Annotated in this window: 17 protein-coding genes; 3 read left to right on the forward strand and 14 right to left on the reverse strand. The window is 61.6% G+C overall.

Translation table 11 applies throughout. From position 1 onward, the window contains the following. Positions 1-252 precede the first annotated feature (252 nt). The 7 genes from HNQ36_RS04815 to HNQ36_RS04845 all read right to left on the reverse strand — a co-directional run bounded on the left by HNQ36_RS04815 (position 253) and on the right by HNQ36_RS04845 (position 10,523). Positions 253-2,472: an ATP-dependent DNA helicase gene (locus tag HNQ36_RS04815; RefSeq protein WP_246395285.1), complete on the reverse strand. Its 2,220-nt coding sequence runs from the start codon at positions 2,470-2,472 to the stop codon at positions 253-255. A 278-nt stretch (positions 2,473-2,750) separates the two neighbouring features. Then, positions 2,751-3,158 (reverse strand): hypothetical protein, encoded by a 408-nt coding sequence (locus HNQ36_RS04820; RefSeq protein WP_184082821.1) that lies wholly within the window; start codon positions 3,156-3,158, stop codon positions 2,751-2,753. Then, positions 3,158-3,613 carry a hypothetical protein gene (locus HNQ36_RS04825; RefSeq protein ID WP_184082822.1) on the reverse strand — a complete coding sequence of 152 codons (456 nt, stop codon included), beginning with the start codon at positions 3,611-3,613 and terminating at the stop codon, positions 3,158-3,160. The genes HNQ36_RS04820 and HNQ36_RS04825 overlap by 1 nt, the downstream gene beginning before the upstream one ends. Continuing rightward, positions 3,610-5,970 carry a hypothetical protein gene (locus HNQ36_RS04830; RefSeq protein ID WP_184082823.1) on the reverse strand — a complete coding sequence of 787 codons (2,361 nt, stop codon included), beginning with the start codon at positions 5,968-5,970 and terminating at the stop codon, positions 3,610-3,612. Before HNQ36_RS04830 ends, HNQ36_RS04825 begins: the two co-directional genes overlap by 4 nt. Next, positions 5,967-7,496: a site-specific integrase gene (locus tag HNQ36_RS04835; RefSeq protein ID WP_246395286.1), complete on the reverse strand. Its 1,530-nt coding sequence runs from the start codon at positions 7,494-7,496 to the stop codon at positions 5,967-5,969. Before HNQ36_RS04835 ends, HNQ36_RS04830 begins: the two co-directional genes overlap by 4 nt. After that, positions 7,493-8,707: a site-specific integrase gene (locus tag HNQ36_RS04840; protein ID WP_184082824.1), complete on the reverse strand. Its 1,215-nt coding sequence runs from the start codon at positions 8,705-8,707 to the stop codon at positions 7,493-7,495. Before HNQ36_RS04840 ends, HNQ36_RS04835 begins: the two co-directional genes overlap by 4 nt. Positions 8,708-8,930: 223 nt before the next feature. After that, positions 8,931-10,523 (reverse strand): alpha-amylase family glycosyl hydrolase, encoded by a 1,593-nt coding sequence (locus HNQ36_RS04845; protein ID WP_184082825.1) that lies wholly within the window; start codon positions 10,521-10,523, stop codon positions 8,931-8,933. A gap of 178 nt (positions 10,524-10,701) precedes the next feature. On the opposite strand from HNQ36_RS04845, the gene HNQ36_RS04850 reads away from it, so the two are divergent. Further along, positions 10,702-11,280, forward strand: coding sequence for a thermonuclease family protein (locus HNQ36_RS04850; protein ID WP_184082826.1), 579 nt, complete (start codon positions 10,702-10,704; stop codon positions 11,278-11,280). A gap of 62 nt (positions 11,281-11,342) precedes the next feature. Here HNQ36_RS04850 and HNQ36_RS04855 read toward each other — a convergent pair whose 3' ends face one another. Then, positions 11,343-11,594, reverse strand: a complete 252-nt coding sequence (locus HNQ36_RS04855; protein ID WP_184082827.1) for a DUF1272 domain-containing protein — start codon at positions 11,592-11,594, stop codon at positions 11,343-11,345. 136 nt (positions 11,595-11,730) lie between these two features. Here HNQ36_RS04855 and HNQ36_RS04860 point away from each other — a divergent pair, with 136 nt between their 5' ends. Further along, the gene (locus tag HNQ36_RS04860) at positions 11,731-12,444 is read left to right on the forward strand and encodes an enoyl-CoA hydratase/isomerase family protein (protein ID WP_184082828.1); all 714 of its coding nucleotides are present in this window, start codon (positions 11,731-11,733) and stop codon (positions 12,442-12,444) included. A gap of 2 nt (positions 12,445-12,446) precedes the next feature. Here the strand turns inward: HNQ36_RS04860 and HNQ36_RS04865 are convergent, their stop codons facing one another. Both HNQ36_RS04865 and queC read right to left on the reverse strand, forming a co-directional pair. Next, complete coding sequence (locus HNQ36_RS04865; protein ID WP_184082829.1) at positions 12,447-13,004, reverse strand: VUT family protein; 558 nt, start codon at positions 13,002-13,004, stop codon at positions 12,447-12,449. Further along, positions 13,001-13,729, reverse strand: a complete 729-nt coding sequence (gene queC / locus HNQ36_RS04870) for a 7-cyano-7-deazaguanine synthase QueC (RefSeq protein WP_184082830.1) — start codon at positions 13,727-13,729, stop codon at positions 13,001-13,003. The genes HNQ36_RS04865 and queC overlap by 4 nt, the downstream gene beginning before the upstream one ends. Positions 13,730-13,825: 96 nt before the next feature. Between queC and mazG the strand changes: the two genes are divergently transcribed. Next, entirely contained in the window at positions 13,826-14,641 is an 816-nt protein-coding gene (mazG, locus tag HNQ36_RS04875) for a nucleoside triphosphate pyrophosphohydrolase (protein WP_184082831.1), read from the forward strand. A 19-nt stretch (positions 14,642-14,660) separates the two neighbouring features. Here the strand turns inward: mazG and hflX are convergent, their stop codons facing one another. The 4 genes from hflX to ntrX form a co-directional block, all read right to left on the reverse strand. Further along, complete coding sequence (hflX, locus tag HNQ36_RS04880) at positions 14,661-16,037, reverse strand: GTPase HflX (RefSeq protein WP_184082832.1); 1,377 nt, start codon at positions 16,035-16,037, stop codon at positions 14,661-14,663. A 170-nt stretch (positions 16,038-16,207) separates the two neighbouring features. After that, positions 16,208-16,456 carry an RNA chaperone Hfq gene (gene hfq / locus HNQ36_RS04885; RefSeq protein ID WP_006020546.1) on the reverse strand — a complete coding sequence of 83 codons (249 nt, stop codon included), beginning with the start codon at positions 16,454-16,456 and terminating at the stop codon, positions 16,208-16,210. 169 nt (positions 16,457-16,625) lie between these two features. After that, positions 16,626-17,483, reverse strand: a complete 858-nt coding sequence (locus HNQ36_RS04890; protein WP_184082833.1) for a D-amino-acid transaminase — start codon at positions 17,481-17,483, stop codon at positions 16,626-16,628. 2 nt (positions 17,484-17,485) lie between these two features. Next, the gene (ntrX, locus tag HNQ36_RS04895; protein ID WP_046826327.1) at positions 17,486-18,856 is read right to left on the reverse strand and encodes a nitrogen assimilation response regulator NtrX; all 1,371 of its coding nucleotides are present in this window, start codon (positions 18,854-18,856) and stop codon (positions 17,486-17,488) included. Positions 18,857-18,866 lie beyond the last annotated feature (10 nt).

An 18,866-nucleotide genomic window follows, 5' to 3' on the forward strand; every position in this document is an offset into this window, starting at 1 on the left:
TCAGTTACGTTCGCCAATAACGCCGCCCAGAAGCCGTGTGGCGACCGCCTGAGCCGGGTTTTCCGCTCAACATCATGGAAAAACAGATATATTTATTTCGCAAAGTATGCGGTTTCGATCGAGGAGCTGGGTGAGTGAGTGGGCGACTCTCGTTGAATCGACGACCTAATTCTCACTCGGTGTGTTTCGGGCCTGTTGCTGACGGGCGGAAGCCTAGATCGTTGCTTCATCAGACCCCGACAACGCAACACGCTATTCCGAGAGTGCTTCTGTGAAGCGCACCGAAGAACCAATTTGTTGCTCATCTAGCATGTCCTCCAGTTGGAGCCCCGATGCTCGATTGGTTGTTTTCGGAGCCGTGTGGATCGCGTTGCTGATCACGTCGGGGTCGCCGATGAGCACGACCGTTTCAACGGCTCGCGTTGCGGCTGTGTAGATCATCGTCCGATCGAGAAGCCGAGACCGCGCGATCGGCAGGATGACGCGCCTGAAGGCCGATCCCTGCGCCTTGTGGACGCTGATCGCCCAGCCGTGAGTGAGCTTCTCGAGGTCGGCCGCCAAGATCGCGTCTGCGGTGCCATCGTCGAAGGCTACCCACGCGCCATCCTGATGAGGGTGCCTGATCGTCCCGATAGCCCCGTTCATGAAGCCGGAGTAGGTCGGTTCGTTCGTAAGCGGGTTGAGCACCACGTTGCCGTCCCGATCGCGGAGAGGGGCCTTGCGGTAGTCGTTCTTCAGCCACAGGATCTTTGACCCGGTGCTCAGCCCCCAATCCCGAATGCGGGCTTGTCGGGCCATGTACTCTGCCTCGATACATTGGTTGAGCGCTTTTGCGCCGGCAGGGCCGTTCTTCGTCTGAGTGAGGATTTGCACGTCGAGAGCGTGCAATCGCTCTGCCTGATCAGCATCCGGAGCGGGACCGCACATTGCTCGGAACACCTGCAGGGTTTTCGAGGCGATGTCGTCGTCTTGCCTGGCCGGCACGAGGAACACTCCCGGCGCAAGTGGTGCTGTCTCGTTGAAGGGAAGGAACGAGGGGACGGCGCCCGCCCGGATCATCCCGCCGGCACACGGGATGCCCGTCTGATCTGCTTGCCGATGGATGACGTCGAGAGCCACGCGCGGGATCGCGTCCGCGGCGACCATCGAGCGGAACAAGATGCCTGGGCCGATCGGCGGAAGCTGGGCAGGGTCGCCGATGAAGACGAGATCGACCTCGACCGGGATCTGCGAGAGGATGCGGTACACCGAGGGCGTGTCCAGCATGGACGCCTCGTCGAAGATCATCAGCCCTCGTTGAAGTCGCCGGCCGCCACTTTCGATCTGATGAAGGAAGCGAGCGATCGTGGTCGCTTCCTTGCCAGTCGCCTCGGCAATTCGCCGAACGGCCCGTCCGGCCAGGGCGACCTGGGGGTACTCGAAGCTGCTTTGCTCAGCAGTGGGGAGGACGGCACGGCGCGCTTCCGACGCCCGGAGAACGGCTCTGACGACCGTGGTCTTGCCGGTCCCGGCGCCGCCGGTGATGACGCTGACCGCGCTTGACGTTGCCATGAACACAGCTTCGCGCTGCAGCTTCGTGAGTTGGTAGCCGACCTCCGCCTCGACCTTGCTGATGGCATCGTCGATGGCTGCGGGATCTATAGGCTCGACGTCTCGCGTGAGCCGCTCGCGGAAGAACCGCTCGAGCTCGTGCTCCATGAACCAGCAGGCGCGGGACTGCAGCAGGTCGTTGCCGATCGCAATGATCCGCCCGGCCTGAATCGCAATCGCCAGGGCCTGCCCCGGGTCGCCGCTCCAAGGCGTTGCAAGGTGTTTCACCAGCGGCAGGATCGACGAGGAGGGCGCTGCCATGTGACCCTGGCGGAAGCGGACCGCGAGGGCCTCCTCGACGACCGAGCACAGACGCCGCTCGTCGTCGAGCGGCAGGCCCAGGCGTAATGCCCGGGCATCCACTTCGGCCCATGGCTCAAGGAGCGTCAGGGCGTACGGATCCGCTTTAATCCGCTCGATGGCCTGCAGGCCCCAGAGGCTTGCGGTCGCGCCCGCCACGCGCGGCGAGACGCCATATCGATCAAGCCATCGGAACACCTCAACCTCATCGGCGAGGAGCCCGAAGCCATCAACGATCGCGGCCGCTTTCTCGGGCCCGACGACGGCGGCGATCGGCGCCAGTTGTCTGGCTTGCACGTGCGCGTAGATGTCGTCTCCGAGGGCCGACCAGAGCTTCTCCGCCGTCGACCAGCCGACCCCGACAAAACGCTTATCGGTCGCCAGATAGCGGATCAGCGCCCGACCCTTGGGGATGAGCGGTAGCGCTATATCAGCGTAGAGTTGAAGGCCGTACTCGGAATGTACGCGCTCGGTCCCAGTCAGCCTCCACGATTCACCCACGGCAGGATCCCGGGCACTGATCTTAGCTGGCGTAACCGCCCGCCTAAGAGCTCCCGCTTCGTCGCGGCCGATCAGGATCAAGCCGCCGTATCCACTTCGATGTACCGACGTGATGCAAAGTTCGAACGATGACGGGGAAGTTTGCTCGGGTCGCTCACCAAGGACCAGACCGGGCGTCTGATCCCCTAAGCCACTCCGTCGCTTTTCAGCCCCTGCCACAGCGCTCGTCTCTCCGTTCACTGCGGCCACCCACGCCGTACCGGCCGCGGGTCCCTGCGCCTCGTTCACTGCGAGCCGCTCGCTGTGGCTTTTCGGGGCTGCGACGGAGCGGCTCCGAGGACCAGACTTCTCACCCAGCATTAAGGAAGCTTCCCCGTTTCAGTCATCAGGGCGTTCATACGACGCCAACGTTCCGATTCTCGGCGGAGCGAGGCGTTCTCGGCCATCAACCGCAGATTCTGCGCCTCGAGTTCGGCTCGGTCTGCGTCCACCTTGCCCTTCTGCTCGCGAACCGCTTCGGCCTGCTCCAGCCGGGTCAGGTTCACTTTCCGGTCGGCTGCTTCGGCCTCATCGAGAATGCGGGCGCACCGTGGATTGGTCTGGAACACTTTGCGATCGAAGCCGCAGGCCTTGGCGATCGCGCTTCGATTGAGTTCGACACCATAGCGGGGGAGAGGCTTCCCGCGCTGACCTTCCAGGTATTCGATGAGCGCATCGACGTTCTCGTGGGCGAGCTCGATGCCGCTCTTGCCGGTCCCCTTGGCCATCAGGGTTGCTCCGAGAGTGGATGACGCACGACCTCAGCCCGCGGGAGGGCGCCCATGCCGTCCAAGGCATCGATAGCCGCTTGGTACTTGTCGAAGAACCGCTTCCAGGTGCCAAAACCGCCCATCTCCGCGGTCGACAGGATCATCGCCCGGTGAGACGCGATCAGGAGCTCCTTCTCGCCGCGAAGGCGCTCGATCTCGCTGTTCTTCAGAGAGATTTGGCGTTCCAATTCAACGCGCGACGACTTGCTCGATCGCTCGACAGCGGACCGGATTTTGTCCTGCCGACCGGCGTAATCCGCAACGAGCGCCTTTCGCTTCTCGTTTCGGGTAATGTCGGTCGGATACTTGAGGACACCGCTCATTCGGCGGATCACGGCCCGTGCTGTGATCTTCTCGTCATCGACGAGCATTGCCTCAAGCACCTCTTCAAGACGAGCAATTTTGTCGGTCATTGGCCATCCTGCAAGAAGGTCACTGTATCGAGAACGGAGGTGCCGCGTCGGCTCTCCGCAGATTGATAGAGATCCGGGCCCTCGGGGAACGGCTTCTCGCCCGGCCGCGTGTCGATTGCCGTCAAAATGTTGGAGAGCCGAGTTTGCGCGTGCGCAATCTGGTTGTGCCATCCGGCCGAGCGTTGATGCTCGGGCAGAGCTTCCAGCGTCTTGACCGTTCCGGTCATACGGTCGCGCAGGCGTTCGAGATTCTCCCGTTCCTTGTCAACGTCCGACCTGGCAAGGTGCCTGCAGCCGTTGAAGCACTCGAGGTGCTTGGGGCAGGGGTCGACGGCGAAGCTGTTTACGCAGAACCCATACGGCGTCACATGCAGGCCGTCCGCCTCGGCGTTCAGGTACTCGAACGCCACGTCATCGCCGTGTTGGCGTTGGATGCGACGGAACTCGTCAATGATGGGGCCGCTGACCTTGTTGGCGGCAATCAAGCGATAGACTTGCCGCGCGTTGCCGCTAAGGGCTTCCTCGGCCGGCTCGGGGGTATCGATGTTGGCCAGATCTTCCGCCAGGCTCCGATGATCATACTCATAGCTCTGGGCGACGCTCCGCCGGTTGAAGCGCTTTGTGATGATCGTGTCGGCAACACCTAGCCGGAACAGTTCTGTCGTTTGCAGATGTCGAAGCGCGTGGGGATTGAGACTGAGCTGGCGGTCCTGCTCTGAGGCGCCATACCGGCGGAAGATAGATCGAGAGTCTTCCAGCGCTCTGTTTATGTCTCGTGTAGCTATTCGACCAAATGCGAAGTAGCGGGTCGGATCCAGCAAGCCTTCGTTTCGTCCCTCGATGAGGTTTCGGATCGGCAACAGGAACATCAGTTCGTGGGGATGTATCGAAGTCCCGTTGGTAAGCGTCGCGGGCTGCAAATCGGGGTGTATTGTCGGGCTAGTGGCCCGCATGCAGGCCTCGACCTCGCCAACACGCAGGAAGGCGCGCTTCCACTCGATGCGGCCGTCGACGATCTCGTCGCCGGTGCTGTTTCGGATGGCGATCTGGCCGGCCTTGCGTCGTCCGAGCCAGAAGACGGATGTAGCTTGGAAGGGGGCATCGCTGGCGAGCTGAACAGCACGGATGTCCTCGAACACGCGGGGGTCCAGCGTTTTTCGATATCTCGCTTCTAGTTCGGCCGGTACCTCAGCCTTCGAGAACAAAGCGCTGCCGCTCATCCGGGTAAACATCTCGTGCGCCGGGACCAGCGCCTCCGGGGGATATTCCGGGATCAAGCGTCCGGTTTCGATTTGCAGACGCAGTCGTTCCCGCACGGGGGCGGTTAACTCCCGGACGGTCGAGAGTGTCTCCAAAACGAGCTCCTCGAACATCGGCGGGACATGCTGGGCGTTTTCGTACAGACACACGCCATCGATGGTCTCGTCTTCGACCTGCTTCTCGGCGAAGTGGCGCAGCATGAGAGATCGCGATGTGCCGCCCTTGCTGCCGGCAGGTAGGCCGTCACCGTCGACGTATTCGCGCCATCGGATACAGTCGAACGGCAGCAAAACGATCTCACCGACGCGAAGCCCAGAGATCACGCCGAGCTTCAGGATTGCGAAGCGGATCACGTCGGAGAATGTTCGGGGCGTTTCTGTGAAGATGATCCGTATCATCTCCCAGAAGGCCTGTTCTTCGGGAAGTTTCGCGGCGGATTTGCGCTCTGACAACGTGCTCCGAAGGCGACTCGCACTGAACATGCCTCCCACGCGTGAGCGTTCGCCCCGCGTGCGCTGGTGCCCTTCGCGTGTCTGCTCCCATTCAAGCGGTAGGCAGAACCGGGCAAGAGCAGGGATGTCAGCCAGGTGCTGATCGTCCAGTTCGTTCCGGACTGTCATTTCAAAGTTGAGCGCATTCTTGCCGGACTCACCAGCAAGGAGGGCTGCGTTATACGCTTGCCGTACCTGGTCTGGCGTGACGGCCCACGGCTGCGTATCGCGCGCGGCCGAGGCGAGGTGCCTGATCCAGCGGGCCGGCACCATCGCGCTGGCTGGCTTGTTTTTCCGCACCAACAGATGATGGATGATTATGGCGAGGTACAGGTCTCGCCATGATTGGCTCATCGGTGCGGGCTCGAGCTCGGGTTGCCCCATCTGTCGCCTGACTTCGTTCAGGCGCTCAAAGGATCCCTCGATGACGCCAAGGTCGGTGACGTAGATGGAAGGTGGTGGGATCATTCCCACCAGAGCGGTCAAATCCCAGCGGCTTGCCTTGGCGATCTTGCCGGTGTCATCGCACGGCAGATCCCACTTGAGGCCACGATCAGCGGCCAACACCTTGGCGGAAGCCACGTAGGCTGCGAACGCCGCGTTCATGATGCGGTGCTCTCCGCTTTCAGACTCTCGACCACCCGGCGAACTCCGTCGAGCGTGGTGCGGAGTTGCACAAAGGCCGGCGATTGCTCGTTGTTGCGTGAGGCCCCAGCGAACTCGAGGACCACGGGTCGCAGGTCCTTGAGGACCTGCTCGTGGATCGCGTGGTCCCGCAGCGGCATAAAGCGTCGGCATGTGTAACAAGACAGCACCGGATTCTTGCTACAGACGCTCTGTCCGACCTCGCAGCCGCCGATCCCGGCGATCGGGATCCCGTGTGGGACGCCGCCGATCTGCTTGTTGGCCGGAAGCCGGAGCAGCATTTCTTTGTCGATCGACCGGGTGCGGGCGATCCTTGCCACATTGGCGTAGATCGGAGAGATCGCCAGCGCCTGGTTCACTCGCTGAGCTTGCGTCGGAGAAGTGTCGAAGTAGACGTTCGCGGTCCGGTAGTCGGCGTGCACCATGAACTCCGAAAGAGCGATGTGGGCAACACCGGCGTCCGCAAGGCGCTGAGCGGCCGTGTGGCGCAGATCGGTCGGTGTCCATGGTTCGCCGGTCAGGTTCTCACAGAGGTCCGTTAGGACGTCACTGATCTCATCTGGCGTGAGTCTAAAGAGCAGCCGTTCGGGCGTTTCTTGATTGATCGGAAGGCCGTTATCGAGTCCGCAGCGACGAAGAAGCTCGATAAACAGCGGTGCCCATTCGCGCTTGATCCGCCGGGTCACACGCACGCGCTTTTTCTTATCGCGCTGTTTGGCGGCGATGACGGCCACGTGCACCGCGCCGGTCGAGAACACGCGAACGTCAGCGACCTCTATCCGGGCGATCTGCCCAGGTCGGAAGGCGTACTGGTAGGCGATCACCAGGACACAAGCATCCCGGAGCTCATTGCCATCCACTGCTGCATTGGATTTAGATAAAAGTCCGCAGATCTCGTCGATGTAGTCGATGATGGCCGCTTGATGGTCGAGCGGCAGGAAGCATTCGCCCGTCCGGATGACACGGTGCTGGTCGCGCTTGGGGCTCGTCAGTCTGCGAACAAGCGGCGTGCTGGCCGGATTCCAGTGTCCAATCGACAAGCTGCAGAGGGATTGAAGCATTGCCCGTAAAGCTGCGGCCTGACCTGGGGTCGATTTTACGCGGGCGAAGACATCCCAATGCGAGCGGGCATCGAAGATTGGAGCCGAGATCAGCGTGTTGAGGGACCAAAGACCGTTGTCACGTACGTACGCCGCGAGGCTGCTCGCATAGGACACAACGGTGTGCGGGTCATGACGCGCAAACCAATCGACTAACACGTGTTTTGCGACGTGGGAGGCCAATCCATACAGACTGAACTCGATGTTTTGACGTCTACCATCCAAAGTGATGGCCACAGACAGCGCTTCCGACCAGTCCCTCAAAGATCGGACTTCGTCGGCAAAGTCGTCGTGATATCGGACGAGCGCCGGGAGAGGCGGCAACGACCCGACGATGGCCGTCATCGCGGTCTCGAGGTCCTGATCGGCCTTTCCTGCCGCAATCATGCGTCGCTCCGATGAACTGAACGACGCAGAGCGTCGACAAAGCGATCGAACTTCTCATTCCAGACTTCGGCGAGTTCGGTCTCGAAGTATGCTCGTGCATAGAGGCGTGGCATGTCGGACTCGGGAGACCACCCAAAAAACAGGCGGAGCTTTTCCATTGCACGGTCTAAGCCGTCGCCGGCGTCCTGATAGCGCCGCATCCGGACAACCGCGCATGTGTGTCGCAGGTCGTGGCAGGAGACGCTCGAAAGCCTTTGCTTTTCGAGGGATCGGCGGGCCGTTTCCGAGAGCGCTTCTGTTGCAGTCTCGAAGATCTCGTTCATGGCCCGCAGTGACAACGGCCGGCCTTTCTGGGACATCAGCAGGTGCGGATAATGCGTTCGCCCTCGATAATTCTGGACGTACATGTCGGCCAGCAGCGGAAGCTCCTGGGGAACGGGAAGCTGCCGCCTTGAGAACGCGGTTTTCAGCCCTGGCTCCTCGTACCGAGGGTCGTCGTCAGGAGCAGTTTCGACATCGATCCACGTGACGCTTTGGCCGGATGTCGGATCGGTGTCGTCCTTGATGGCGTTTGCCGACAGCAACGCGGCCTCGCCGCGTCGCAGACCCAATCGAAGCAGCAGCATGAAGACCAACAGATTGCGCCAGCGCAGCGTTTCGGTCTTGAACGGGTTGCGATCCGAAGCGGGATCGAAGATCGCATATAGGTCGTCGATGACGGTCGGCGGCAAAGCGCGGATTGGAGGAGGGGCGCGAACGGGGGCCGGGCTTAACTGGCTGTACAGGCGCTCCAGGCGCAGCAGCCGGGTCTCGATTAGCCCTGCCCGGATTCCAGCGGACGAACTGCCGTGCCGCAAGATGTCCATCACGAAGGCCAGCGCCGAAGCCCAGGTCTGAGATCGATCCGCACCATCAACAGCGGCCTCGTTCCTGAGCTGGGCCAAGAAGCCCATCAGGACATCCTCGATCACATCGAAGTCCAGTTCTGCCAGAAGCTGGTCGAGGCAGTCGGTACCTCGCTGGCGCTGCGCGGACTCGTAGAGCCGTCCCAGTGCGCCTAGGTGCCGCAGCTTGGTTGATCCGTCCAGCGACCCCTTGAGCACATCGATCCAGATAGATGCCCAGAACCTCGGAACGCCAGATGGTCCAAGGCAGACCCGGCCGACAAGCGACGACGGAACAAGCGCTGATCGAAGGTTACTGGTGGACATGGACGGACCGCTGCTGTGGGCGTACCGACTAAGGTCCGGTGCACGATGGCTATTCGCAACGGCCAAAACCGCCTTTCAACAGATACTTTGTTGCAGCGGAATCAGCGGTTTCGATTAAAAAGCTACAGTTTCAAAACCGCCTGCCCATTCCATAATATACCTTATGCGAATCCGAGGCGTGGCCAAGCCTGACCACGGATACGGGTTTGCAGCTGTCTCCACCTCAGCCCAAGGGCTCCACAACGAGGCCTTCAGAGCCCCGTAGAGCCAGCCTTCCGTCCACGACCTCGTCCCGGCGGTCCATGAAGGTCGACAGCACAATCCGGCCGCGCAAGCGGTTCGTTTCGTACGATACTGGTTCTTGTCCAAAGTTCAGAGCCACCAGCGCGCGCCGATCGTGATGCTCGCGCTCGAACATCAGCAGATCGTCGGCGGCACTCACGGGCTTGTACGTGCCGAGCGCAAGCTCAGGCCTCGCGCGGCGTAGCCGGATCAGCGCCTGGTACAGGCTGAGTATGGATGCCGGATCCTGGCGCTCCGTGGCGACGTTTTCCAATGCAGAATTCGGGCTCAGCGGGAGCCACAGCGCGCCGGTGCTGAAGCCTGCCTGCGGCGTCGAATCCCATTGCATCGGCGTCCGGCAACCGTCACGGCCGACACCAAGACCGGGCAGATTTTTCTCCCATGGGTCCCTCACCTGATCCGGCTGAACGTCGACCTGCGGCATGCCGATCTCGTCGCCGTAATACAGCGTCGGCGTTCCCCGGAGCGTCAGCAGCAACATCGCCGCGACGCGGGCTTGATCGCCGTCGACCCGGCTGGCGATGCGCTGGCGGTCGTGGTTGCCGAGCACCCAGTTGGGCCATGCGCCCGGCGGCAGTGCGGCTTCATAGTCATCGATTAGCTTGGCGACGGCACGCGCGTTCCACGGCGTCGAGATCAGCGCAAAGTTGAATGGCAATTGCGCGCCGCCGAGGTCGCGCCCGTAATAGGCCACGAGCTTTTGCGGCGGCAGGTAGATTTCTCCGATCAACACACGATTATCGAATTCCTCGATCGCCTGTCGAAGTTCGGCAACGACGCCATGCACCTCTGGCCTGTCCGTCGAATATAGCGGGATCAACTGCTGATAAGGCTGCTGCCCCTGCACAAAGTCAGGGTTCGGCGGATTGTCGCGCAGATGTTCGTCCTTGATGAGGTGCCACATTACATCGACGCGGAAGCCATCGACACCGCGCCGCAGCCAGAACCGCATGGCATCGTGCATCGCCCTGCGCACGGCCGGATTGCGCCAGTTCAGGTCCGGCTGGCTGCGCAGGAAGGCATGATAGTAATATTGCCCCGTCTGCGCGTCGAACTCCCAGGAACTGCCGCCAAATTCGGAAAGCCAGTTGTTGGGTGGGCCGCCCTCACCGCTGGGATCACGCCAGATGTACCAGTCGCGCTTGGGATTGGTCTTCGAACTGCGGCTTTCGATGAACCATGGATGCTGATCTGACGTGTGATTGGGCACCAGATCCAGAATGACTTTCAGCCCACACTCGTGCGCCGCCGCGATCAACGCATCGAAGTCCGCAAACGTGCCGAACAGCGGATCGATCCCGGTATAGTCCGAGATGTCGTAGCCGAAATCTTCCATCGGCGATGGAAAGATCGGTGACAGCCAAAGCGCATTGACGCCAAGCTCAACCAGATAGGGCAATCGCTGAATGACGCCGCGTAGGTCGCCTACACCATCGCCGTCCGAATCCTGAAACGAACGTGGATAGATCTGATACAGGATTCCGGACATCCACCATGGACGACTCTCTTGCATGCGCTGTGCCGGATGACTGGTGGTTGAATGGTCGGTAATCGGCACTTAGTCGCAGCGCACAGCCGTTGGCAAGATTGTCTTGAACCCGGCGCGCGCAAGTACATAATTCAGGTAATGAATCGCAATTGCGCGACTGCGCGACATAAAAACTTCACACAGAGCCGAGTTGCATTCGCGCATGATTTTTCAAACACCGCAGCGGCGGCAGCCACGCGGACCGGTTCGGCTCAGTTCGGACACAAGGCGTTGGGGCGTGATGCTGATCGTGCTGATCGGCTCGCTCGGTGTCTATGCGGCCGAGCGTTGGATGCGGACCCCGGACGCGCCCATTGCCGGCAATGCCTTTGTTGCCGACGGCGATACGCTGACAATTTCCGGGACGCGGATTCGCCTCGTCGACATCGATGCACCTGAACTCGATCAGACGTGTCTGGATGCCCAGGGCCGCGACTGGCCCTGCGGGCGGCAGGCCTCAGCTCAACTGCGAAGCCGCGTGCGCGGCCACGACCTGACGTGCCAGCCGAAGTCGACCGACAAGTATGGGCGCTCGCTGGCCACCTGCACCCTGCCCGACGGCACCGACATCAACGCCTGGATGGTCCGGCAGGGCTGGGCCGTGACGTCAGGCGCCGCGAATGTCTATGACCCGCAGCAGGACGAGGCGAAATCCGCGAAGCGCGGATTGTGGGCTGGATCGTTCACGCCGCCGCGCGAGTGGCGGCAGCAGCATCCGCGAACAGACAATCGCAAAGATTGAGGGCTTTGATTATACGAGCATGATCTTGTCGGAAAACCGGTTCCCACTTTTCCGGATCATGCTCAGCCCGCTTTCGCGAGGCACGGCTGTTCGCGCAGATGTCGTTCGGTCGAAGCCGGATACTTCCGCAGCATCGCTGCAGGCCTGATCGGGCGCGGCACGAAATTTCCGCCGCAGTTCGGACAGGCGCCGCCAAACACCGTATCCGCGCAGGTTGCGCAGAATGTGCACTCGAACGTGCAGATCACAGCTTCGTCGCTCTCCGGCGGCAGGTCCTTGTCGCAACATTCGCAGTTCGGCTTGAGCTTCATCATTGTGCTTCTCCCGTGCGCGGCTTGCCGAGCCTATGCGGCTGCCACAGCGCGCGCAAGGCAGCCGAGCGGTGTCCAGCGCTTGCGCAGTGGCGGCTTTTGATCTTACCTGCGCGCAGAAAAAAAGAGGAAATGCCAAATGTCGAAGACCGAAAGAGTGCCGGAATCCCGTATCGCCGAGTCGGAAGTGCTCTATGCGATCGACGGCAACATCGCCACCATTACGCTCAATCGCCCGGAGCGGCTGAACACGATCTCGCGTCCGATGCTGGAGCTGCTCGGCCAATTGCTTCTGCAGGCGGACAACGATCCTGCGGTGCGCGTTGTCATCCTCACCGCGACCGGACGCGCCTTCTGTGCCGGCCTTGATGTGGCCAGCGCATCCAGCGGCACTGGAATCGGCTCACAGAATGATACCGATGGCGCACGGACAACACTCGACCTCAAGACCGCGCCTCCAACAATCCTGTTCAACATGGAGAAGCCGACAATCTGCGCGCTCAATGGCGCCGCGGCTGGTTACGGCATGGACACAGCGCTGGGCTGCGATATTCGCATCATGGCCGAAAGCGCGAAGTTCGCAGCCGCCTTCGTCAAGCGCGGCATCGTGCCTGAGTCAGGCGGCACATGGTTTCTGCCGCGCATGCTCGGCTGGGCAAAGGCCGCCGAAATCATCTTCACGGGGCGCACGCTGTCGGCCAAGCGCATGATGCGTGTCGGGCTTTCCGAGAACTTCAACGATCATGTCCATCACGTCTTCCTGCAACTGCTGCCCTTGATGCGAACGCAGGATTTTCGTGAAGGTCTTGCATCGTTCCTCGAAAAGCGGCCAGCCGATTTCAAGGGGCGCTGAGCCTACGTCACACCCAGGCGCTGGTCCCTGTTGCGCATCCAGCGGATCGCCGGCAGCGTGAGCAACACCATCACGGCCTTGCCGACGATCTGACCCGACAGAAAATCGAGACTGTCGAAGGCGAGCCACAGAAACAGCAGCGAGTCCGCCACCAGTCCAACGAGGCTGCTCGCCGCGACGGCGAGCACAAGCCCGCGCTTCTGCAACGGCGTATAGACCGCGAAGTCGGCCAGTTCCGACAACAGGAACGCAACCGCTGACGCGACCACCAGCGGCGCGGGGGCCAGCGCCGCCGAGAGCACAGTCCCTGCTCCGATCGCTGCTAATCCATAGGTCACACCAAGCCGCCGCTGCACCAGATCGCGCAGCACCAGTGCGAGGCCGGCCATAAGCACCCCGCTCGGAGCCATCAGGCCCGGTGCCACCGGGATAAGACACGGACCGTTCGGTGGGCAGACCGTGCCTACATGCTGGATCAGCCAGTTCGCGATCGGGATGCAGGCGATATAGGCGGCAAGGAAAACCAAGCCTTCCGCGCGAAGACGCCGAGCGAATGTCATCGCACCTCAGGGACGGCGTGTGCAGCGTAAGCCGCCCAGCCCCTGGCGCGCAGGCTGCAGGCGGGACATTCGCCACAGCCGTAGCCCCAGTCATGACGCGCACCGCGTTCACCGAGATAGCAGGTGTGGGAGTGTTCAACGATGAGATCGACCAGCCCTTTGCCGCCGAGTTCTTCCGCCAGCGCCCAGGTGTCCGCCTTGTCGCGCCACATCAGCGGCGTGTGCAGTTCGAACGGACGCGCCATGCCGAGATTGAGCGCTACATTGAGCGCCTTGATGGTCTCGTCGCGGCAATCGGGATAGCCGGAGAAATCCGTCTCACACATACCGCCGACAATGTGGGTGATGCCCCGCCGGTAAGCCAGCGCGGCGGCGAAGGTCAGGAACACCAGATTGCGGCCGGGTACGAAGGTGTTGGGCAGGCCGCCCTCGCCCATCTCTATCGCCGTATCGCGCGTCAGCGCGGTCTCCGAGATGTCGCCGAGCGTCGGAATATCCAGCGTGTGGTTTTCACCCAGTTTCGAAGCCCATTCGGGCCGGAGCGCCACCATACCGTCGATCAGTTTCGCCCGGCTATCGAGTTCAACGGCGTGGCGCTGGCCATAGGAAAACCCGATGGTTTCCACGCGCGCAAAACGCGCCAGCGCCCACGCCAGGCAGGTCGCGGAATCCTGCCCGCCGGAGAACAGCACCAAGGCTGCGTTGTTTTGGCCCAAATCCGTCATGGGATTGCACTTAGCATCCGGACATCGTGCCGCCAATTGTCTCCAGACCGTCATTGCGGCATAGAGGGCAAGCCCTTTTCATGCCCATGGTGCGCCATGCCTGCTTCCCATCACATCTCCAAACTCCTCGACATCATGGCGGCGCTGCGCACGCCCGAAACCGGATGCCCATGGGATCTGGAGCAGACCTTCGCGACCATAGCGCCCTACACCATCGAGGAAGCCTATGAGGTTGCGGAGGCCATCGCCCGGGACGATCTCGAGGACCTGAAGGAGGAACTCGGTGATCTGCTGCTTCAGGTGGTGTTTCATGCACGGATGGCCGAGGAGCAAGGCGCATTCGTCTTCGGTGACGTCGTCAATGCCATCACAACGAAGATGACCCGGCGCCATCCCCATGTGTTCGGCGAAAAAGCCGGACACATGACGCCCGACGAAGTGAAGGGTCTGTGGCACAGCATCAAGGCGGAGGAGAAAGCCGAGCGTGCAGCGTTGCGCGGTGAAACCCCCGATGCAAAGCCCGGCCTGCTGGACGGCGTGAAGAAGAGCCAGCCTGCATTGGCGCGGGCGATGGATTTGCAGCGCACTGCCTCGACCGTCGGCTTCGACTGGAACGACCCGCGCGCGGTGCTGGCGAAGATCCGCGAGGAAGCCGACGAAATCGAAGCGGCGCTGGACAGCGGTAACGATGCCCACATTGCCGAGGAGACCGGCGATCTGCTGTTCGCCGTCGTCAATCTGGCGCGCCATGCTAAAGCCGATCCCGAGATGGCCCTGCGCGCCACCAATGCGAAGTTCGAGCGGCGCTTCGCCTACATCGAACGCACCCTCGCCGCGCGCGGTTCATCGCTGGAAGCGGCAACCGTGGCCGAGATGGATGCGCTGTGGAACGAGGCGAAGACCGCGAAATAGTTTTCGCAGCAAGCGCCTTTCAGTGCGTGCTTGGCACCGCGCCGAACTTGGCAATGGTGATGTCGCGCTTGGTTTCATCGACGCGCACGGTCATCGCAAACCGGCCGTCCAGCATCTGCTTGTCGAGCACCTCAGCGTTCCGGTGCAGCCAACTGATGCCTGCGCCGTCTGAGGCATCGATGGAGAGTTCGAGCGTCACGCGCGTGGTCGCAAGACGATCCTCGATGGCCGCGAGCAGGGCTTCGACGCCCTCACCCGTCTCGGCTGAGACCGGAAAGCACGGCCGCTCGGCTGGCCGACGCGCGGCAATATTCGCGAGGTTGGCGCGCTCGTCTTCGTCGAAGCGATCGATCTTGTTCCAGACTTCCAGGATGCGCTGACCGCTGTCCGGATCGATGCCGAGCTGGCGCAGCACGCCTTCGACGTCGTGCTGCTGGGCTTCGGCATCTTCATGCGAAATATCGCGCACATGCAGGATGACGTCGGCCTCAATGACCTCTTCCAGCGTGGCGCGGAACGCTGCCACCAGCATGGTCGGCAAATCCGAGATAAAGCCGACGGTATCCGACAGCATCGCCTTGCCGCCGTGCGGCAATGTCAGTGCGCGTAACGTCGGGTCCAGCGTCGCGAACAGCATGTCGGCGGCTTGTACGTCGGCGCGGGTCAGCCGGTTGAACAGCGTGGACTTGCCGGCATTGGTATAACCGACCAGCGCGACGACGCGGTAAGGCACACGCTGGCGCCCTGCCCGGTGCAAGCGGCGCGTGGCCTGCACCTTCTTGATTTCGTTCTCGATGCGCGTGATGCGCTCGCCGATCATCCGGCGGTCGGCTTCGATCTGGGTTTCTCCGGGGCCGCCCATGAAGCCGAAGCCGCCGCGCTGGCGTTCGAGATGGGTCCATGACCGGACGAGACGGCTGCGTTGGTAGTTCAGGTGAGCGAGCTCGACCTGCAACGTGCCTTCGCGGGTCTTCGCACGGCGGCCGAAGATTTCCAGAATGAGTCCGGTGCGGTCGAGCACCTTCGCATTCCATTCCTTTTCGAGGTTGCGCTGCTGAACCGGCGAGAGCGCGCAATCCATCACGACCAGATCGACATCGTTGGCCTTGATCAGGCCGATCATCTCCTCGACCTTGCCCTTGCCGAGATAGGTAGCGGGCCGGATCTCGCTCAGCGGCGCCACAACCGCTTCCGCCACGGTCAGATCGATGGCGCGCGCCAGACCGACGGCTTCTTCAAGCCGGGCGTCGGGATTGCGTGTGCCATGGGACATCGTTGGCGCGTCAGGATCGCCCCGCCGCGCACGTTTATAAGGACCGATGACCAGCACCCGTCCTGTATCGCCCCTCGCCGACCGCGGACGATCAGCGGCCCCGTCGAAGTTCCGGGGTTCCAAACTAGTGATCCGGTTCTGACATTCGTATCATTTCTCAGCTTATACCTTTACGAATGTCAGAACCAAAGGATCACTAGAATTATGATTGCTAGTGTCCTTTCGTATCCGACGTTCGCTCCGGACGTGCTGCAAGATGAAGCGAACGTCGGATACGGGACACTAGTTCAATCTCAAGCTGGCGCGTCCTCGCCGCCTTCGAACAACTGGATCGGAGCGCCCGGCATGATCGTCGAGATCGCATGCTTGTAGACAAGCTGCGAGTGACCATCGCGCCGAAGCAGCAGGCAGAAATTGTCGAACCAGGTAACAATGCCCTGCAGCTTCACTCCATTGACCAGAAAGATCGTCAGTGGCGTTTTGGTTTTGCGAACGTGATTGAGAAAAGTGTCTTGTAGGTTTTGTGCGCGGTCTGCCGCCATTTTCTTATCCCGCATTCTTGTTTTTGGGCCAGCCTGCCCTCTTCGGGGCGTGGTCTGGCTGCCGGCGTCCCTGAGATCCCCCTCCGGGTGCTGCAGCGCGATTAAAGGACACGCCCGGTTGTTAGGCAAGACCGTGGTACCCGGCTAAGCGGCCAAAGGGCGGAAAAACTTACGAAAATGCTGAAAAACGGTGGAATTCTTCACGCAACCGCATGGAAATGGAGCCCGGCTTGCCGTCTCCGATGTTGCGGCCGTCGATCCGGACCACCGGCATGACGATCTGGCTGGAAGCCGTCACGAACGCCTCAGCCGCTTCATAAGCCTCGGCAGGGGTGAACGGCCGTTCCTCGAGCTTGATCTGGAGCGCCGCCAGCACCTCCATCAGCACGGCGCGGGTGATCCCGGCCAGGATGCCGCTGTCAACTGATCGGGTGATCACTTTGCCATCCGTGGTCACGATCCATGCATTGCTCGATGAGCCTTCGGTGACATGACCGTCGTGATCGACAAACCAGGCTTCATAGGCGTTGTTCTCGCGCGCCTGCTGTTTCGCCAGCACGTTGGGCAATAGCGACACGGATTTGATGTCGACGCGCGGCCAGCGGTTCTCGGGCACGGTGATGACGCCGATGCCCTTCGCAGCGGTGTCCTGATTCTTCTGAAAATTGAGACCGCGCGCAGTCACCACCAGGGCCGGTTTCACCGGATTGACCGGGAATGCATGATCGCGCCGTGCGACGCCGCGCGTGACCTGCAGATAGACGATTCCGTAACTGACGCGATTCCGCCGCACAGTCTCATGGATCACGATTTCTAGCGCGGCCAGCGGCATCGGCATGTCGATCCGCAATTCACGCAGCGAGCGCTGCAGCCGCGTGAGGTGGCGCGGCATGTCGACGACTTTGCCGCCCCTGATCTCGCAGACCTCGTAGACGCCATCGGAAAACTGATAGCCGCGGTCCTCGATATTCACGCTGGCGTCCCGCATGTCGCGGTATTGGCCGTTCACATAGGCGATGCGGGACATGTTTAACCTACACCCAGCGCCTTGAGCTTGCGATGCAGGGCGGAGCGTTCCATGCCGACGAATTCAGCTGTTCGCGAGATGTTGCCCGAGAAGCGGCTGATCTGCGCAATCAGGTAATCGCGCTCGAACACTTCGCGGGCTTCGCGCAGCGGTAGACCCATGATGTGCTCGCCGTTGTTACCGGTCGGCATGGCCGGGATCATCGAGCCGACATCCTGCGGCAGCATGTCCGCGGTGATGGCCGCCTCGGCATCGCCGCCGGCCAGAATCATCACGCGCTCGACGTTGTTGCGAAGTTGCCGGACGTTGCCCGGCCAGACGTGCGATTGCAGAACCGCCATCGCGTCCTCTCCGATCCGCCGTTTCGGCAGACCGGTCGCGGACGAGATCTGGTCCATGAAATACTCGACGAGGTCCGGAATGTCCTCGCGGCGCTCCGAGAGCGGCGGCACGCGGATCGGAACGACGGAAAGCCGATGATAAAGATCTTCGCGGAATTTCCCCTCAGCGATCTCGGCTTCGAGATTGCGCGCCGTCGAGGACACGATGCGGACATCGACGCTGACTTTGGTGGTGCCGCCTGCCCGCTGGAACGTCTGATCGACCAGTACACGTAGAATCCTGTTCTGGGTTTCGCGCGGCATGTCGGCGATCTCATCGATAAACAAGGTGCCGCCGTGCGCCTCTTCGAGCGCCCCCGGCTTGCGGCCGGTCTCGCCGTCCGACAACTCGACACCGAACAGTTCGACTTCCATCCGCTCGGGCGTAATCGCCGCGGCATTGATGACGACGAACGGTCCATCGGCGCGGCTGGACATCGCATGCAGCGTGCGCGCCGCGAGCTCCTTGCCGCCCCCTGACGGGCCGACGATCATGATGCGGCTATTGGCCTTGGCTGCACGATCGATGGTCTGACGCAGTTGGTTCATACTGGGGGAGCGGCCAACCAGCGTTCCGGACGACGGCGCATGCTGTTTGAGTTCGCGCACCTCACGTTTGAGCCGCGACGTTTCCAGCGCGCGGTTGGCGACGAGAATCAACCGGTCCGCCTTGAACGGCTTCTCGATGAAGTCGTAGGCACCGCGTTTGATTGCCGCGACCGCTGTTTCGATATTGCCGTGTCCCGAAATCATCACGACCGGCACTTCGGGATGCTCGAGCTTGATCTGTTCAAGCAGTTGCAACCCATCCAGACGGCTGCCCTGAAGCCAGATGTCGAGGAATATCAGGTTCGGCCGGCGGCCCGAAATTTCTGCCAGCGCGGTATCGCTGTCGCGCGCGGTACGCGTCTTGAAACCTTCGTCATCGAGAATACCCGCTACGAGGTCTCGAATGTCTGCTTCGTCATCGACGATCAAAATGTCATTGGCCATAAATCATGCC

This window comes from Afipia massiliensis, assembly GCF_014203115.1.
In the GTDB taxonomy this organism is placed as follows: Bacteria; Pseudomonadota; Alphaproteobacteria; order Rhizobiales; family Xanthobacteraceae; genus Afipia; species Afipia massiliensis.

Excerpts from the sequence above, each read along its gene's own strand:
- HNQ36_RS04820 (WP_184082821.1), bottom strand. The coding sequence starts at position 3,158 with ATGGCCAAGGGGACCGGCAAGAGCGGCATCGAGCTCGCCCACGAGAAC.
- HNQ36_RS04830 (WP_184082823.1), bottom strand. The coding sequence starts at position 5,970 with ATGAACGCGGCGTTCGCAGCCTACGTGGCTTCCGCCAAGGTGTTGGCC.
- queC (WP_184082830.1), bottom strand. The coding sequence starts at position 13,729 with ATGACGGATTTGGGCCAAAACAACGCAGCCTTGGTGCTGTTCTCCGGC.
- HNQ36_RS04865 (WP_184082829.1), bottom strand. The coding sequence starts at position 13,004 with ATGACATTCGCTCGGCGTCTTCGCGCGGAAGGCTTGGTTTTCCTTGCC.
- HNQ36_RS04890 (WP_184082833.1), bottom strand. The coding sequence starts at position 17,483 with ATGTCCCGCATCGCCTATGTGAACGGCCAATACCGCGACATGCGGGAC.
- mazG (WP_184082831.1), top strand. The coding sequence starts at position 13,826 with ATGCCTGCTTCCCATCACATCTCCAAACTCCTCGACATCATGGCGGCG.
- HNQ36_RS04835 (WP_246395286.1), bottom strand. The coding sequence starts at position 7,496 with ATGATTGCGGCAGGAAAGGCCGATCAGGACCTCGAGACCGCGATGACG.
- HNQ36_RS04840 (WP_184082824.1), bottom strand. The coding sequence starts at position 8,707 with ATGTCCACCAGTAACCTTCGATCAGCGCTTGTTCCGTCGTCGCTTGTC.
- HNQ36_RS04850 (WP_184082826.1), top strand. The coding sequence starts at position 10,702 with ATGATTTTTCAAACACCGCAGCGGCGGCAGCCACGCGGACCGGTTCGG.
- HNQ36_RS04860 (WP_184082828.1), top strand. The coding sequence starts at position 11,731 with ATGTCGAAGACCGAAAGAGTGCCGGAATCCCGTATCGCCGAGTCGGAA.
- hfq (WP_006020546.1), bottom strand. The coding sequence starts at position 16,456 with ATGGCGGCAGACCGCGCACAAAACCTACAAGACACTTTTCTCAATCAC.
- HNQ36_RS04825 (WP_184082822.1), bottom strand. The coding sequence starts at position 3,613 with ATGACCGACAAAATTGCTCGTCTTGAAGAGGTGCTTGAGGCAATGCTC.
- HNQ36_RS04855 (WP_184082827.1), bottom strand. The coding sequence starts at position 11,594 with ATGATGAAGCTCAAGCCGAACTGCGAATGTTGCGACAAGGACCTGCCG.
- ntrX (WP_046826327.1), bottom strand. The coding sequence starts at position 18,856 with ATGGCCAATGACATTTTGATCGTCGATGACGAAGCAGACATTCGAGAC.
- HNQ36_RS04845 (WP_184082825.1), bottom strand. The coding sequence starts at position 10,523 with ATGCAAGAGAGTCGTCCATGGTGGATGTCCGGAATCCTGTATCAGATC.